This is a genomic window from Flavobacterium movens (assembly GCF_039581425.1).
Taxonomy (GTDB): domain Bacteria; phylum Bacteroidota; class Bacteroidia; order Flavobacteriales; family Flavobacteriaceae; genus Flavobacterium; species Flavobacterium luteolum.
The window spans coordinates 748,843-764,108 of the sequence record NZ_JBCPXY010000001.1; the positions used below are offsets into that span (position 1 = coordinate 748,843).

Consider the following 15,266-nt stretch of genomic DNA (forward strand, 5'->3'; position numbering starts at 1 on the left):
TATTTCCCGATTTAAGTGTTTCAAACGACGTATCGAAATTAAATCATTTAAAATCAATCCAAAATTATGAAAAAAATAATTAAGAGGAATTGGCTTAGTCCTTATTTGCCTAAAATTAGTCTAAGAATGAAATTAACCACATTATTACTGATGCTTTCTTTGATGAGAATTCAAGCAAGTGTCTATTCACAAAATACAAAGTTGACATTAAACATAAAGAATGCTCCAGTCGAGAAACTGTTTAATAAGGTAGAGTCTATCTCAGAATACAGATTTCTTTTTGAAAGCAGTATAATTGACTTAAACAGAAAAGTGACAGTTAATGTAAAGAAAACAGGAATTAACGAAATACTGGAAGAGGTATTTAAAGGAACCGATATTTCTTATAGCATAAATGATCGTCAGATTATTTTGGTAAAGAAAAAACAGCAAGTACATCTTCTGCAAAAGAGTACAGTACCAAAGGTTGTAATGGAGCAAGGTATTGAAATTACAGGAGTTGTAACCGATTCGAAAAATATGCCAGTACCAGGAGCAAATGTTATTGAAAAGGGAACTAATAATGGAGTACAAACCGACTTAGACGGAAAGTTTACCATTCGAGTAAATGGAACAAATAGTGTTCTCGTTTTTTCTTTTATCGGATTTGAAAATAAAGAAGTAACGGTTGGTCAAAGCAAGTCTTTGAATGTGATTTTAAACGAGCAAAATTCGGCACTAAATGAAGTGGTAATTGTGGGTTACGGAGCCGTGAAGAAAAAAGATTTGACAGGAGCCGTAGCAACAGTAAAATCAACAGATATTGTTTTGAGTCCAGTTTTAAGTCCAATGGAAGCGCTTCAAGGACGAGTTTCTGGTTTGGATATTCAACGCGGATCTGGACAAGCTGGAACTTCGCCAAAAGTTTTGTTAAGAGGAAACAGATCTTTGACAGCTAGCCAGGATCCGTTATATATTATTGATGGAATTCCTTCAAGCATCGATAATTTGAATCCAAATGATATTGAAAGTATTGATGTTTTAAAAGATGCTTCATCAACTGCAATTTATGGTTCTTCGGGAGCCAACGGTGTTATTATTGTTACTACTAAAAAGGCAAAAGCAAAAAAAAGGCAAATTGACTTCAATACTTATTTCGGATTAAATGGTTTCTCTTCTTTTCCTGCTCCTCTTACGGGAGACAAATGGCTAAATTACAAACGCGACCGATTTTATTTAGACAATGGTTATGAGGCTACAAGTCTAACCGATTTAGGTTTGAATGCATCTGCCGTTGCTGCCATCGAAAAAGGACAGTATGTAAATTGGATTGATAAAACGTTGCAGGTAGGAACACAGCAAAACCATAATCTTTTTATGAGAGGTGGATCTGAAAAAGTACAGGGTTATTTTTCTTTAGGATATGTAGGCGAAGAAGGAATCTATCAAAACGATAAGGTAAACAGTTTTAATTCTAGAGGAGGAGTTGATCTTAAATTCAGCGATAAATTTAAAACGGGTTTTCAGCTGATTTTAAATTATCGTAAAAACAGCACAACCAACAGTAGAATTAATAAGGCGTATAGCGTTTATCCTTTAGGAGTACCTTTTGATGAAAATGGTGTTGTAAATCTTTATCCGATAGAAGGAGATCCTAACAACATTAGTATTCTGGCTAATAATTATCCAGGAGCATTTGCTAATGAATCGTTAAGTTATAATGTACAGTTTAATCCTTATTTGGAGTTTGAATTTGCTAAAAATTTCAAGTTAAGATCTAATTTAGGAACTCGATTTTCAGCAAGCAGAGCGGGAACTTTTCAAAACAAAAATTCATACAATTTATTAGCAGAAGGTAGAACTGCTAGTGAAGCCACTTATAATAATCAGTTAGCCTATAGCTACATTTGGGAAAATATCCTGAACTATAATTTTAAACTTGGTAAAGATCATGATTTTGGTTTGACAGGAATTACTTCTTGGGCAGATAACAGATCTGAAGGAGCCTATTTAGGCGGTAATGGCATTGATTACGATGACTTTCAGTTCTATAATATGGGCGCTGTAAAGAATCTAACTACAAGAATGAATGCTTACAGCCAGTTTAACAGAATGTCATTTGCTGGGCGTTTTAATTATAGTTTTAAAGGAAAATATTTGTTTCAGTTAACCAATCGCTGGGACGGAGTTTCTCCTTTGGCAGAAGGTAACAAATGGGCATCTTTCCCATCTGCATCTTTAGCTTGGCGTATTAGTGATGAAAGTTTTATGCAGGGAACGAGTTCATGGCTGAATAACTTAAAACTGAGATTAGGTTATGGTGTTTCTGGATCGGCAAATATTGATCCTTATTCTAGTTTAACACGAACAGCAACCAAAACAAGCAATCTTTCTCTGGGCGGCGGAACAGCTTTGCCTATGTATGTGCCTACTGAGCATATTTCAAATCCAGATTTAACTTGGGAGCGTTCTACAAATACAAACTTAGGTTTAGATGTTTCTGTTTTGCAAAATAGAATTGATTTGGTAGCCGAATATTATTGGACGCATACAGATGGTATTTTATGGGATCGCCGTCTGCCAACCAGTTCAGGGGGTTACGATGCTAAAACGCCATATAAGAAAACTTCTAATATTGCAACTTCTCAAAATAGAGGTTTTGAACTTTCTATAAATACTAAAAATATTGATACTGAAAATTTCAAATGGAATACGACATTCACATATACACATGCTCAAGAAAAATTGACCAATATTGATTTGGGGAATCTAACAGTGAATGAACTAATTTCTGAGGGACTTTTTATCGGACAAACGCCAGCATCAGGAGGAGTATTTTATGATTATAAAAAAATAGGAATCTGGCAATTAGGACAAGAGACGGAAGCTGCTTTGTATGGTGCTAAGCCTGGAGATATAAAACTGCAGACAGTTCCACAAGTTGATGCTAATGGAGTATCAGATAATGGAGTGCATGTTTATTCTACAAAAGATAGAATGATTGTTGGAAATAATGTTCCAGATTATTTCTTTGGTTTCCAAAATACATTCAAGTATAAGAATTTTGATTTTACCGTATTTGTAAACGGAAGACAAGGTGGTATGATGCGCGCTCAGGTACTTGGATACTGGAATAAAGAAGCGCAGCCAGAAACCTATAGCTACTGGACAAAAGATAATCCGACAAACGATTTTCCTAGACCAGGCGGTAGTTTTAATACACAATTTCAATCGGCATTAGAGCTTGTAGATGCTTCTTATATCAAAATCAAAAATATTACACTTGGATATTCTATGCCCGAAGATTTTCTTAAAAAAACAGGTCTGAAAAATATGAGACTCTATATAACATCTTATAATCCTTTTGTTTTTAGTCGTAGCCATTTATTGAAAGATGTAGATCCAGAAAGCGGAGGATCAGATTCATTCCCATTGTTTAAACAAGTTATTTTCGGTCTCAATTTATCATTATAGTATCATGAAAAAATATATAAACTTAAAATCGGTAATTGTCTTCATGTCTTTTATGGTTGGTTTGCAATCATGCAGTTTAGACGAAAAAAACCTTACCACGGTTTCTCTAGATAAATCCTACAGTGAAAGACCAGGATTTGAAGGATTAATCAACAGCTGTTATGAGAACTTGTATTTCCTTCACGGAAAAGTAGATTATATTGCCCCTACAGAAGCTGGAACAGATTCTTGGGAAAATGTAAGCACTAGCGGAATTGGTTACGCGCAATATACAAGTCAGTTAAATCCAGATGACGGAAACATTAAAGTAATTTGGGGTACAGCATATACGACAATAAATCTTTGCAATACGGCTATTTATTATTCAAAAAATGTTAAAGGATATTCTTCTACAGAAGAACTGAATGCCAAATTAGCCGAAGCTTATTTTTTAAGGGCTTTTAGTAATTTCATACTGGTAGAACAATTTGGTGGTGTAGTTTTAAGAACACAATCGTCTATTATTGAAGGAGCAGATAATGCACCAGTTCGCAGTTCTGAAAAAGAGTTTTACGATTTAATTATTGAGGATTTAAAATTTGCCTGTGCCAATCTTCCATTGCAGCAAACTCTACAAGGACGTGCGGCTAAAAAGGCGGCTTATGGTTTATTGGCAAAAGTGTATCTGCAGAGAACAAGATTAGGAGAGGTTTCAGATTATGCTAAACTAGCTTTGCAAACTGCAGAAGAATTAATCAATAACGCAGCAAAATACAATGCAGCTCTATATTTAAGTGATAATACTAAATCAGGATTTAGCAAATTGTGGGATGGCAATAATAATAAGAAAAACACAGAATTTTTATTTACACAAGGAATTGATCCTGGAGGTTTAAATCCAGAAGGTTTCAACAGAGGAAGAACAAGACAGTATTATTTGCCAGATTTAGCAACTAGAGGAGCCGAGTGGGGAGCTGGAGCAACTAGTATTTTATACGGAAGAGCCAATAGCCGTATGCTAAAACCTAGTAAATATTTATTGACAGAGGTTTTTTCTCCAGTAGAATCGCCAGCAGATACTCGTTTTGCAGAAACATTCACCTATAAATTTTACGCGGCAGCCAATAAGCCAATTACACAGACAATGGCGACTACCTATAAAAAAGATCCTTCTGTGGTAGGTTATACAATTAAAAATACCTTGGCTCAGGCAGTACCATCAGTTAATTTTTATTCTCAAAAAATTGAAGAACAAATTAATATGAATAATGATGAAGGTTTGGCTGTTTTTACTCCAAATTGGAATATTGATCCTGTTGTTAAGAGCAAAATGCCAATGCTTGTTGTTGATCCTAGCGATATTTTTGAGCCTGGAACCAATAAATATAAAGATCCGGCAATGTATCCAAATGACCCGAATCTTATTAATATGTTTCCTGCTATGCGAAAATTCTCTGCAGCGTTATATTGTCAAAGCAATCAGTATTGGCTAGGTGATATTCCTATTATTCGTTTGGGAGAAGTGTATTTGATTGCCGCAGAAGCAGCTATCTTAAACAGTGATCAAACAAAAGCTTTAACATACGTAAATGCTTTGAGAAAAAGAGCTGCTTTAACCTCTAGAGAAAATGAAATGTTAGTATCAAGCGGGCAGATGAATATCGATTTTATTTTGAAAGAAAGAGCAAGAGAATTATCTGGCGAACATACAAGATGGATTGATTTAAAACGTACAGGAAAATTGACTAAAACCTATTTAGATCAGACAAACCCAATTGCGGGAACAAATTTTGTTGACGGTAAACATACAGTTAGACCAATTCCGAGATCATTTTTGGATGCAATTTCAAATTCTAAAGAATTTGGGAATAACGGTTATTAGAGCACTTTTGGTTAGGTGTTTGGGGCAGTTCGAAAGAGCTGCCCTTCTTTTTTATAATAAATAATGGCTTCCGTTTCTGAAAGCCATTCTAAATTAAAATCTATTATCACCATCCAAAAGATTTCCTAATCCGCCAAGAAGGCTACCTTCTTCACGACTGTTTCCGCCGGATCTTGGTGCCGATGCAATAATACGGTCAGCCAGTCTAGAGAATGGAAGCGACTGAATGTAAACAGTTCCCGGACCTTTTAATGTGGCATAAAATAATCCTTCGCCACCAAAAATAGAATTCTTGATGCCGCCAATAAATTCAATATCATAATCTACATCTTTGGTAAAACCAATAATACAACCTGTATCTACTTTTAGAACTTCGCCATGACCCAAAACTTTTTTAGCCATTGTTCCGCCAGAATGTACAAATGCCATTCCGTCTCCTTCGATTTTCTGCATGATAAAACCTTCACCGCCAAATAAGCCACGTCCTAATTTCTGAGAAAATTCTATCCCAACAGAAACGCCTTTGGCAGCGCATAAAAAAGAACTTTTTTGACAGATAAATTTGCCTTGAAATTCTGTTAAATCAATTGGAAGAATTTTTCCAGGATAAGGCGATGCAAATGAAACTTTGCTTTTAGTATTGCCTTGGTTTAAAAAAGCTGTCATAAATAAGCTTTCGCCAGTAAGAACTCTTTTTCCTGCATTTAAAAGTTTGCCAAATAAACCAGAACCTTGTTGCTGAGAACCATCGCCAAATATGGTTTCCATCTGGATATTGTTTTCCATCATCATAAAACTGCCAGCTTCGGCAATTACAATTTCCTGCGGGTCTAGTTCTATTTCGACATATTGCATTTCTTCCCCAAAAATCTGATAATCTATTTCGTGTGCTTGCATGATTTCTTAGTTATTTGTTTTTAAAATTAGACTCTTGTTCCTTTAAAATGTTACAGTTTTTTGCACACTACAGCTGTTTTTAAGAACATTAACAGTTTTTGTTATTTTAAATTAGTCTTAATTACGTGTTTAATTACTTTAAATTCTATATTTTTGCACCGTTATTATATTTTATCAGAATGGCATTAGTTAGTGATTTGACAAGCAAAGTATTATTTGAAACCGAAAAAGGATACAGTTATCAATGTGATTTGACCAATAGTATAATTATCAATTTTGTTGATACAGTGTCAAGTTATAAAATTCAGGATTTTTTGATTTTTCAAAGAAAGGTTAATAGCGTTGATATTCTTAACATGCTTTATGACTTGTCTGACCAGTCAGATGCTCAGCTGATTGAAACTACCAAAAGAAATTTCTCTAGAAATCTTACTATCTGCGAAATAGTGCAGTTAAGAGATTTATTAAACGGAACAAAATTTACTCTTACATTACATTCTATGCTTTGCAGCGTCGCAAATGTTGAGCTTATTTAGATTCTTACTTAGATTAAATCCAAATTTTCAAGCAGTTACAGTTGCCTCCTTTAATTTTTGTAATTTTACACGTATAAAAATTAAAGGTTATGAAAGATTTACTAAGAACACGTACTTCATTAACTGAAGGTGTAGAAAATATATTGAATTTACAGGCAAAATTAGAAAGTGATGCTTCTAACAAATATTTAGCTATGGCAGCATGGTTAGATAGAAACGGATATGCTAATACAGCGTCTTATTTGTACAAGCAAGCTGAAGAAGAAAGAGAGCATTTTCTAAAAATTTTCAAATTCATTACAGATATGGGAGGGATCGCAGTTACTCCATCTGTTCCAGAAGTGCAGCAAGAATTTGCTTCTTTTAGAGAAGTATTCGAAATTGCTTTGCAAAACGAAATTGCAGTTACTCAGGCAATCAATAAAGTGATTGCAAAATGTAGAGCTGAAAATGATTATGCTACAGAAGATTTTATGATGTGGTATGTAGCTGAACAAAGAGAAGAAGAGAAAAACGCAAGAAGAGCTTTAGAGCTTTTTGATCTAATCAACGGAAATGAAGCTGACGGAAAATTCCAATTGGATGTTCAGATTTCAAAAATCGGATAAATAAACGATTTATATAATTTAAAAAAGAGCTGTCTCAAAAGAGGCAGCTTTTTTTGTAAGCTTCGGAGAAGCGAAATATTTATAGACAAAAATGTTTTTTACAACATAAAGCTCCAGAGGAGCGACATTCTTTTTCTGCAGTTTTAATATATGTCGCTCCTCCGAAGCTTTTTTTATTTTTCGTTACTGAAATTCTATAAATATTTTACCCCGCTGGGGTTTGCTGATGGAATAATTTTATGAATACTCCATCCAGCAACAAAAAAGCTGTCCTTTTGAGACAGCTTTTTTTAATTTTTATGATTTTAAAAATGAATTAATATCCGAGAAATACTTTTCTCTCGCATCAAGCCATCCGTAATGTTTAGAATGTTCCAATAAAATCAGTTTTGAATTTGGAAAAGTCTGGTGCGCCAATTCTCCAATTTCATTGCTGATAATATCTTCTTTTCCCTGAATAATCAGAACAGGATTTTTGAAATTCTTCAATTTAGCTTTACAGTCAAAATTCATTTTCTGCATATCTGACCATAACAAACCATTGATTGTAGAATTTCCCTGCGTCAATCTTTCAGCAATTATCGGAATAAATTTCTGATCGTAAACATAAGCAGGAGCCATTGCGCGACCACGTCCAACTCTTGCTTTGTGAGACGTATCGCCTTTTTCGATTTTATCGTTCCAGTAATTCATGGAATCTTTTTCGATTTGAGAAAGATTCGATTCAATCAAATTTGGACCTTTCAATAAAGACAAATCAACACCGCCAGATGAAGATAAAACCAGTTTATTGATACTATTCGGATAAATTGTTGCATAATACGATCCTAACATTCCACCAAAAGAATGCCCGAGAATATTCCATTTTTTAATTTTAAGGTGTTTTCTCAAAGATTCGATATCATCGGCCATTAATTTCATCGAAATAGTCGTAGCGTCTAATTTTGAAAGTTTCGATTTTCCAGTTCCTCTTTGGTCGTAAAGAATCGTTTGTTGGCTTTCACCCAGAACTTTCGCCATATCTTCAAAACCATTGCTGTTCATTCCAGGTCCGCCGTTTATAATTAAAAGCGGTTCGCCTTTTCCGAATGTTTTGTAATAGGTTTTACTTCCGTCATTATTTACGGCAAAACCTTCAGTTTGAGCAAAAATATTTGTTGCAATTAATAATAAACCAAAAAGAAAAATCTTTTTCATCATGAAATTATTCATTCATCAACGTTTCTATTTCGTCTGCTTCAAGAGGAATATTTCTCATTAAGTTAAAAGGTTCTCCTTTTTCCTGAACCACAACATTATCCTCTAAACGAATTCCGAATTTTTCTGCTGGAATATAAATTCCTGGCTCAACCGTGAAAACCATATTCGCTTTCATTGGTTCGTGAAGCAGTCCGTAATCGTGCGTGTCAAGTCCCATGTGGTGAGAAGTTCCGTGCATGAAATATTTTTTATAAGCAGGCCATTCTGGATTTTCGTTCTGAACATCGGCTTTATCTAATAAACCTAAACCAAGTAATTCAGAAGTCATAATTTTACCAACTTCAACATGATATTGTTTCCAAAGTGTTCCTGGCGTAAGCATTTTTGTTGCTTCGGTTTTTACTTTCAAAACAGCGTTATAAACTGCTTTCTGGCGATCTGTAAAACGTCCAGAAACTGGAATTGTTCTTGACATATCGCTAGAATAATTAGCATATTCTGCAGCAACATCAAGCAAAATCAAATCACCTTCTTTACATTGCTGGTTGTTTTCGATATAATGTAAAACATTCGCATTGTTTCCAGAAGCAATAATTGGTGTATAAGCAAAACCTTTAGAGCGGTTACGGATGAATTCATGAGCCAATTCAGCTTCAATTTCATATTCCGTAACATTTGGTTTTACGAATGATAATAATCTGCGGAAGCCCTTTTCTGTAATATCACAAGCATGCTGAATCAAATCGATTTCTTCGCTTTCTTTTACAGAACGCAATCTTTGTAAAATTGGGTTACTTTTTGCAACATTGTGAGCTGGGTAACGCTCTTTCCACCATTTTACAAAACGAGCTTCGCGAGTTTCTGTTTCAACTGTAGCGCGGTAATGTTCGTTGGTGTTAATGTACATCGTATCGGCATACGTCATCATTTCGTTCAAAATCTTATGAAAATCTTGTAACCAATAAACTGTTCTAATTCCAGAAACCTGAAAAGCACGTTCTTTAGTCAATTTTTCACCTTCCCAAACTGCAATATGTTCGTTGGTTTCTCTCAAGAAAAGCATTTCTCTCTGATGCTCATAAGGCGCATCTGGAAATAAAAGTAAAACACTTTCTTCCTGATCTACACCGCTCAGGTAAAAAATATCTCTATGCTGCGCAAACGGCAAAGTACTGTCGGCACTAACTGGGTAAATGTCATTTGAGTTAAATACTGCAACAGAGTTAGGTTTCATTTCAGCCATGAACTTTCTGCGGTTTTTTACAAAAAGAGCGCTGTTTATTTGATGATATTTCATAATTATTTCGTTTTTGAACTTCGAATTTCAAAATTAATGATTTTTGATTTAGTGGCGTATAGCAGATTTATTAAAGTTTTCTTATTTATTGTTTTTGCCACGAAGGCGCTAAGGCACGAAGTTTTTTAATCCTAAAGAACACTAAGGTTTACGTAAAGTACGGAGGAAATTTTTGCTCGCAAAGATGCGAAGTCGCAAGTTTTTTGAGCAAAGAACGCAAAGTATAAGTTTTGTTTTGTCTTCCTGAGCGAAGTCGAAGGATCTGCGCAAAGTATTTACCCAATCTTGTCATCTCGACGAAGGAGAGAACACACTCGTAACTCTGCAAAGATTGGCGATTTTTGTTTTATGCAGATTTACATTTAATTATCTTTTAAACGATTTTGTATATTGGCTAATAATATTCTAAACCTAACAACGGAATGAAAAATCTCCTTATTTTAATATTTATCTCCAATATTTCATTTGCGCAGACTAATGCTTTAAACTTGAAATTTCCAAAAGATCCAAAGATTTCTCAGAAGTTTCAAAATGCAATAGATGAACAAAAAAAACAATTCAATTGGCTTGATGAAAGCAATAAAGAAAAGATGAAAAATCATTCAATGGAATTTATTTTAGATAAAATCGATAATAATCAGGAATATGGGTATTTGTTTGATGCTGAATATTGGATAGCTTTTAATTACGAAAAGATAATTCCACAATTAATAAATCGAATAACAAACAAAAAAGAAGTTGGTCTTGTGAACAGTGCCGATTTGATGATATTTGAAAGAATCGAAAGTGGAGATTTAAAAAGCTATGGGCATGGATTGATAGTAAATGATGATTTATTCACAATTGCTGGAAGAGCAAACAGATTGCTAACAGCTGTAACGGGAGAAAATTTTGGTTCAGTTTCGATGAAATCAACTCCGAAAGATTTACTTATTCTTCAAGAAAAATGGATTGTTTGGTTGAATGAACTTTAAAAAATAGATTTCATAATATAAATGTTTAGGATTTGCTTTACAAGTTAAATTGATAAAAAAACCGAAGCTTTAAATTAAAAACTTCGGTTTTTTTCTTTTATAAAAATAAATTTCTATTTCTTATCAAGCAACTTTTCCAAAAGAGCGACTTTCTCTTTTTCAGTTTCAACCAACCTTTCATAAAGTTTTTCATTTTTTTCAATAACTTCCAAAAGTTTGTCAAGCGGATTAAAAGTACAATTGTAGTTTTTTATAGAAGAAGAATCATCATGATAAGTATTCCCAATAATATTAAAAACAGCATCTTCAGAAAAGTTTTTTATTGCTTCAGGTGTGACTCCCAAAGCTTCTGCAACTCTGCTTAGTTTTTCGTCATCAACGTTTTCACTTCCTTCGAGATTAGAAATAGATTGCTGACTAACACCAAGTGCAATCGCAAGCGCTTCCTGCTTCATATCTCTCAGTTCTCTAATTCGGCTAATGTTTCTACCGATATGTTTTGGTTTTATTGCTGTGCTCATGATTCAAAGATATTTAAAATTCTTTTACATTTTTGGTTTATGCAGAAAACAAGTTTGCAGTTGCAAGTTCTTTTTTGTGGAGTAAAAATACAATTTTTCTGACTATTGTTTGATTTTGAATTTAGAATTGTGTAATCTTGATATTCACAAATCAACTTCGATTAATATCAATAAAATGCAGACTTCTAATTTTAAATTAACAACAATATCCGAAATCAAAACCAAATATCCTTTTTTAAGTGAAGATGAAAAGTTCGATTATTTTGATGATTGGCAAGACGAGGATTTTTTTCTGACAGCAGAAGAAGATGTCAATTTTGAAGGAAATTTTTATTTAGATCTTTATGAAGATAAAGAGAAAAAATGGCTTGCTAATTTGCTAAATCTCCCGGCTAAAAAGATCGAAGAAATAAGGATTGAAGGCATTTTTATAAGCGGAAATCTTTGTGTAAGCGGCTCAATTATCAATGCCGAAGGCGATTATGGACAGTATATTTTTATAAATGGAAATGTAAACTGCCAAAGTCTTTTGCTTGGTGGTGCGAATGTTGAAATTAAAGGAAATGTTACGGCAAAAGAAGTTGTGATGACGTATTATAATCATGGAAGTTTCAATTGTTTGGGTTCAATAAATTCTCCAGTTTTTATCGTAACAGATCACAACACAGCATTTTCAGAAAGAAAAAATGATCTGTTTTATTATAACGATAGAGACAAAATTGATCCAAAAAATGAATGTGAATTTGACGACAAAACTTGCGGAGAAATTATTTCAAATAAATTACGGAAGTTATTAGACAATCCATTAATTGAAACTTTTGAAGAATTAGAACGAGATTTGGCAAGAGGCGAATTGGTTTTAAAACAAAATAATCCGCCAGCTAAAACTTATGAATATTGGCGCGATCGTGTTTTGGCAAATTATAGAGATCTTAAACTTGTTCCAGAGCAGTTTAAAACCGAAGAGCTTTGCAATTTAGCATTAAATATTACATTTTATGCTTTGCCATTTATCAATCAGGATTTAATAACTTCTGAGCTCTGCGAGAAATTAGTGAATAAAGATGGTTTTGCGATTAAGGTAATTCCTGATGAATTTATCACCAAAGAACTTTGTTTTAAAGCAGCTGAAAATGGTACAATGCTGGGATTAATTCCAGAAGATTATTATTCGGAAGAACTAATTCTGTTAGTTTTTAAAAACGGAAGACATGAACCAGATATAAATGATGTTCCTCCTCAATTTATAACAGAAAACCTTCTTGTAGAATATGTGAAAATTGGAAAAGGATTATGGCTCGATAAAGCCTGCGAAGCAAATGGAATTGATAAATTGCAGGTTTTAAAACAAGTAATTGATGCTGGGATAGAATATTTGGAGAATATTTTTGGAAATCATTTCAGCAAAGAAACAGTTGATTTTGCTTTTTCTGTTTATAAAAATCATGAGGAATGGAATAAGTATCTTCAAAAATATAAACAGAAATTTGAACGTCTTGAGAAATGAAAGAGCTATTAATAGAAAGTAAAGGAATAAGAACCAAGGAGTATTTTATACCGCCTTTTGAGTTAAGAGAAGGAGAGCTGGTTGTCTTGTATTTGTATGGTGGAGCTCATTTTCAAGATATTAAAACGGAATTAGTTAATGCTTTTACTGGAAAAATAAAAAATGAAAATGTGATTGTCACAAAGTCGCTGACTTACGTAGATTATTTTAGAGAATCAAAATTTAGAAGATTGTTTTTTCCAATAAAAGTTGGTGAATATTTAAAGAAAAGAGCAAATCTAGAAAGTGAATTTATCCAAAAAATTTATGAAATTCCATGGATTAATAAAAAGACGAAAATAAACGAACTTCACTGGAATTCCAAAAGACTACTTTCATTATACACAACATTGTCTAAAACAAAATATATCGTTTTTGAATTAGCAGGATTAGGACCTGATGATGCAAAAGAAAATTATGATATAGTTAGAAATGAAATTAAAAATGGAGGTGCAGCAATACTGGTTGATTGGGCTGAAGATATGAGAGACAATTGTGATAAGTTTATAACTTTAGAATGGCTATCAGTCTAAATTGATATAGAAATTATGAAATCAAACCAGAAAATAAGAAAAATAGAACCTAAAGATCTAGATTTCGTCTACAAAGCAATCTGTGAACTCGAAAATGAAGTTTTAGATTTTGAAGTTTTCAAAACGATATTCAGTGAAAACATCTTAAATCCAAAAAATCTGTATCTCATTGCCGAAAACGAAAATGAAGGCGTAGGCGTAGGCGTAGGATTTATTAGTTTTCATACTCAAAATCTTTTGCATCATTGCGGATTTGTTGGTGAGATTCAGGAGTTTTTTATTCATCAAAAATATCGTGGTCAAGGCGTTGGACGATTATTAATAAATGAGATTTTGGATTTTTCTGAGAAAAATAATTTGAAAAGTATCGAAGTGACCACAAATAAAAAGCGAGTTGAGAATGTAGCGATTTATGAGAATTTGGGTTTTACTTTGAGTCATAATAAGTTTACGATTTATAAACAATAAAAGTTGAGAAAACTATGAATACAAAACAATGTTGCTTGATTGGGGTAGTCTTTTTTCTAGTCAGTTATTTATTTTTTTCTAAACTTTTGCCAAGTTTAAGCGATTCAGTAGATTTTGCGCATTGGTTCAATTTAATTGGAGCTTGTTTTTTATTGTCATTTAATGATGCATTCCCTAAAAGCAAAATAAGTGCTGTTGCTTCTGTACTGACAACTTTAGGTGTTATTGCCCATATCGGCCTTTGTACAATCGATTTTATGATGTCAAGCTACGGAAATAATGAAATTGCAAAAGAACAGTTAAGCCAGCACATCGGCAATTCGCCATTGATTTTTTATCCATTTGTGGCTGTTGGTCCGTCTTTGCTTTTTCTTGGTTTGGCTTTGCATGCATTTGCTTTTATAAAAACAGAAACTGTAAAATCTTTAATGGTAATTGCGGGGTCGGTTGCTGTGGGATTTTCCTTTTTTGTTTTGAAAAATGGAGTTTGGATGTTTTTAAGCTGTCTCGTTTTTGTTTTTGGATTAGGATTGTTGCTCTATAAAAATGAAACCAAAAAAGTGCCGAACGAATAAAAATCGTATTTTCGTTCTATAATCTAAAACTTAAAAGATTGAAAAAGCATATAAAATACTTAATCGCGCTCTTTCTGACTTTTGTCGTGATTGTGGGCGATGGTACTTTATATTCTCAACCTAAATCGGCAGAATATTACCAATCTTCGTTTGTAATTTTAAGAAAAGAAATAGAGCTTAAAAGTCCTCGTTTATATAAATTGGGACAAGCCGTTTCTTGGAATGAAATAAGATTTTCAAATGTTTTGAATTTTCTCAAAACCGAAACTGTTTTTACTTTTCAAATTAAGAACCTGCTAAAAATTCAAAATCTGCTTCATCAAAATCTAACTTCATTTATAAATCAATCTGTTTTTATAAATGAAATAATCACTTCAAAATACTTCGATAAAAGTTTATACAGCGCTTAAGAAAATTTATTTCTAAGCACAGATGATACAATAATGTCTAATCATTTATCATTTTTAAAATGTATAAACAAAATAAAAATTCTCGCTTGGAGCAATCTAAGCGACCACTTCTTCATTGGGTAAAAAGAAAATTTATAATTATAATAACGGCCTTTATGCTTGGAATGGCAAATGGAATGAATGCCGAAGATCGTTCCGTTAATGGAAGTTTTGTGCAGACAGAACAACAGGATAAGAAGGATTAATCATTTGTTTACGCCGTAACCTTTGTCAAAGTTTAAAACTTTGACAAAGGTTTTTGCGCAATCTTGTCATTTCGACGGAGGAGAAATCTCCGCGAGAAGCTCGGTATAGTATGTTTCCAATCTTTGTAGAGTTACTTGTGGA

At 33.3% G+C, this 15,266-nt stretch carries 15 protein-coding genes; 11 read left to right on the top strand and 4 right to left on the bottom strand.

Translation table 11 applies throughout. The annotated features are described in order from the left end of the window. Nucleotides 1–126 precede the first annotated feature (126 nt). On the top strand, nt 127–3,453 hold the full coding sequence (locus AAYQ05_RS03175; RefSeq protein WP_343541088.1) for a TonB-dependent receptor: 3,327 nt from the start codon (nt 127–129) through the stop codon (nt 3,451–3,453). 4 nt (nt 3,454–3,457) lie between these two features. Then, entirely contained in the window at nt 3,458–5,314 is a 1,857-nt protein-coding gene (locus tag AAYQ05_RS03180) for a RagB/SusD family nutrient uptake outer membrane protein (protein ID WP_343541089.1), read from the top strand. A 93-nt stretch (nt 5,315–5,407) separates the two neighbouring features. Here AAYQ05_RS03180 and AAYQ05_RS03185 read toward each other — a convergent pair whose 3' ends face one another. After that, nucleotides 5,408–6,211: a TIGR00266 family protein gene (locus tag AAYQ05_RS03185; RefSeq protein WP_026728296.1), complete on the bottom strand. Its 804-nt coding sequence runs from the start codon at nt 6,209–6,211 to the stop codon at nt 5,408–5,410. A 179-nt stretch (nt 6,212–6,390) separates the two neighbouring features. Between AAYQ05_RS03185 and AAYQ05_RS03190 the strand changes: the two genes are divergently transcribed. Further along, on the top strand, nt 6,391–6,747 hold the full coding sequence (locus AAYQ05_RS03190) for a hypothetical protein (RefSeq protein WP_343541090.1): 357 nt from the start codon (nt 6,391–6,393) through the stop codon (nt 6,745–6,747). Between the two features lie 89 nt (nt 6,748–6,836). Continuing rightward, the gene (locus AAYQ05_RS03195) at nt 6,837–7,355 is read left to right on the top strand and encodes a ferritin (protein WP_281634116.1); all 519 of its coding nucleotides are present in this window, start codon (nt 6,837–6,839) and stop codon (nt 7,353–7,355) included. A gap of 297 nt (nt 7,356–7,652) precedes the next feature. Here the strand turns inward: AAYQ05_RS03195 and AAYQ05_RS03200 are convergent, their stop codons facing one another. After that, entirely contained in the window at nt 7,653–8,567 is a 915-nt protein-coding gene (locus tag AAYQ05_RS03200; protein WP_343541093.1) for an alpha/beta fold hydrolase, read from the bottom strand. Further along, nucleotides 8,560–9,852: an aminopeptidase P family protein gene (locus AAYQ05_RS03205; RefSeq protein ID WP_343541094.1), complete on the bottom strand. Its 1,293-nt coding sequence runs from the start codon at nt 9,850–9,852 to the stop codon at nt 8,560–8,562. The genes AAYQ05_RS03200 and AAYQ05_RS03205 overlap by 8 nt, the downstream gene beginning before the upstream one ends. A 422-nt stretch (nt 9,853–10,274) precedes the next feature. Between AAYQ05_RS03205 and AAYQ05_RS03210 the strand changes: the two genes are divergently transcribed. Beyond that, on the top strand, nt 10,275–10,826 hold the full coding sequence (locus tag AAYQ05_RS03210) for a hypothetical protein (RefSeq protein ID WP_343541096.1): 552 nt from the start codon (nt 10,275–10,277) through the stop codon (nt 10,824–10,826). 113 nt (nt 10,827–10,939) lie between these two features. Here the strand turns inward: AAYQ05_RS03210 and AAYQ05_RS03215 are convergent, their stop codons facing one another. Continuing rightward, the gene (locus AAYQ05_RS03215) at nt 10,940–11,347 is read right to left on the bottom strand and encodes a helix-turn-helix domain-containing protein (RefSeq protein ID WP_343541097.1); all 408 of its coding nucleotides are present in this window, start codon (nt 11,345–11,347) and stop codon (nt 10,940–10,942) included. A 175-nt stretch (nt 11,348–11,522) separates the two neighbouring features. Here AAYQ05_RS03215 and AAYQ05_RS03220 point away from each other — a divergent pair, with 175 nt between their 5' ends. Genes AAYQ05_RS03220 through AAYQ05_RS03245 form a run of 6 tightly spaced genes read left to right on the top strand, consistent with a single transcriptional unit; the run spans nt 11,523 to nt 15,124 of the window. Beyond that, on the top strand, nt 11,523–12,854 hold the full coding sequence (locus AAYQ05_RS03220) for a polymer-forming cytoskeletal protein (RefSeq protein WP_343541098.1): 1,332 nt from the start codon (nt 11,523–11,525) through the stop codon (nt 12,852–12,854). Beyond that, nucleotides 12,851–13,426 carry a hypothetical protein gene (locus AAYQ05_RS03225; protein WP_343541100.1) on the top strand — a complete coding sequence of 192 codons (576 nt, stop codon included), beginning with the start codon at nt 12,851–12,853 and terminating at the stop codon, nt 13,424–13,426. Before AAYQ05_RS03220 ends, AAYQ05_RS03225 begins: the two co-directional genes overlap by 4 nt. A 15-nt stretch (nt 13,427–13,441) precedes the next feature. Further along, nucleotides 13,442–13,894, top strand: a complete 453-nt coding sequence (locus tag AAYQ05_RS03230) for a GNAT family N-acetyltransferase (protein WP_343541101.1) — start codon at nt 13,442–13,444, stop codon at nt 13,892–13,894. Between the two features lie 14 nt (nt 13,895–13,908). Beyond that, entirely contained in the window at nt 13,909–14,469 is a 561-nt protein-coding gene (locus AAYQ05_RS03235) for a hypothetical protein (protein WP_343541103.1), read from the top strand. A gap of 38 nt (nt 14,470–14,507) precedes the next feature. Beyond that, a complete protein-coding gene (locus tag AAYQ05_RS03240; protein WP_343541104.1) occupies nt 14,508–14,879 on the top strand; it encodes a hypothetical protein in 372 nt (123 codons plus the stop codon). 59 nt (nt 14,880–14,938) lie between these two features. Next, complete coding sequence (locus AAYQ05_RS03245; RefSeq protein ID WP_343541105.1) at nt 14,939–15,124, top strand: hypothetical protein; 186 nt, start codon at nt 14,939–14,941, stop codon at nt 15,122–15,124. Nucleotides 15,125–15,266: the final 142 nt, after the last annotated feature.

What these genes read in the sequence shown, in the direction of transcription:
- AAYQ05_RS03175 (WP_343541088.1), top strand. Translation starts at nt 127, where the DNA reads ATGAAATTAACCACATTATTACTGATGCTTTCTTTGATGAGAATTCAA.
- AAYQ05_RS03180 (WP_343541089.1), top strand. Translation starts at nt 3,458, where the DNA reads ATGAAAAAATATATAAACTTAAAATCGGTAATTGTCTTCATGTCTTTT.
- AAYQ05_RS03185 (WP_026728296.1), bottom strand. Translation starts at nt 6,211, where the DNA reads ATGCAAGCACACGAAATAGATTATCAGATTTTTGGGGAAGAAATGCAA.
- AAYQ05_RS03190 (WP_343541090.1), top strand. Translation starts at nt 6,391, where the DNA reads ATGGCATTAGTTAGTGATTTGACAAGCAAAGTATTATTTGAAACCGAA.
- AAYQ05_RS03195 (WP_281634116.1), top strand. Translation starts at nt 6,837, where the DNA reads ATGAAAGATTTACTAAGAACACGTACTTCATTAACTGAAGGTGTAGAA.
- AAYQ05_RS03200 (WP_343541093.1), bottom strand. Translation starts at nt 8,567, where the DNA reads ATGAATAATTTCATGATGAAAAAGATTTTTCTTTTTGGTTTATTATTA.
- AAYQ05_RS03205 (WP_343541094.1), bottom strand. Translation starts at nt 9,852, where the DNA reads ATGAAATATCATCAAATAAACAGCGCTCTTTTTGTAAAAAACCGCAGA.
- AAYQ05_RS03210 (WP_343541096.1), top strand. Translation starts at nt 10,275, where the DNA reads ATGAAAAATCTCCTTATTTTAATATTTATCTCCAATATTTCATTTGCG.
- AAYQ05_RS03215 (WP_343541097.1), bottom strand. Translation starts at nt 11,347, where the DNA reads ATGAGCACAGCAATAAAACCAAAACATATCGGTAGAAACATTAGCCGA.
- AAYQ05_RS03220 (WP_343541098.1), top strand. Translation starts at nt 11,523, where the DNA reads ATGCAGACTTCTAATTTTAAATTAACAACAATATCCGAAATCAAAACC.
- AAYQ05_RS03225 (WP_343541100.1), top strand. Translation starts at nt 12,851, where the DNA reads ATGAAAGAGCTATTAATAGAAAGTAAAGGAATAAGAACCAAGGAGTAT.
- AAYQ05_RS03230 (WP_343541101.1), top strand. Translation starts at nt 13,442, where the DNA reads ATGAAATCAAACCAGAAAATAAGAAAAATAGAACCTAAAGATCTAGAT.
- AAYQ05_RS03235 (WP_343541103.1), top strand. Translation starts at nt 13,909, where the DNA reads ATGAATACAAAACAATGTTGCTTGATTGGGGTAGTCTTTTTTCTAGTC.
- AAYQ05_RS03245 (WP_343541105.1), top strand. Translation starts at nt 14,939, where the DNA reads ATGTATAAACAAAATAAAAATTCTCGCTTGGAGCAATCTAAGCGACCA.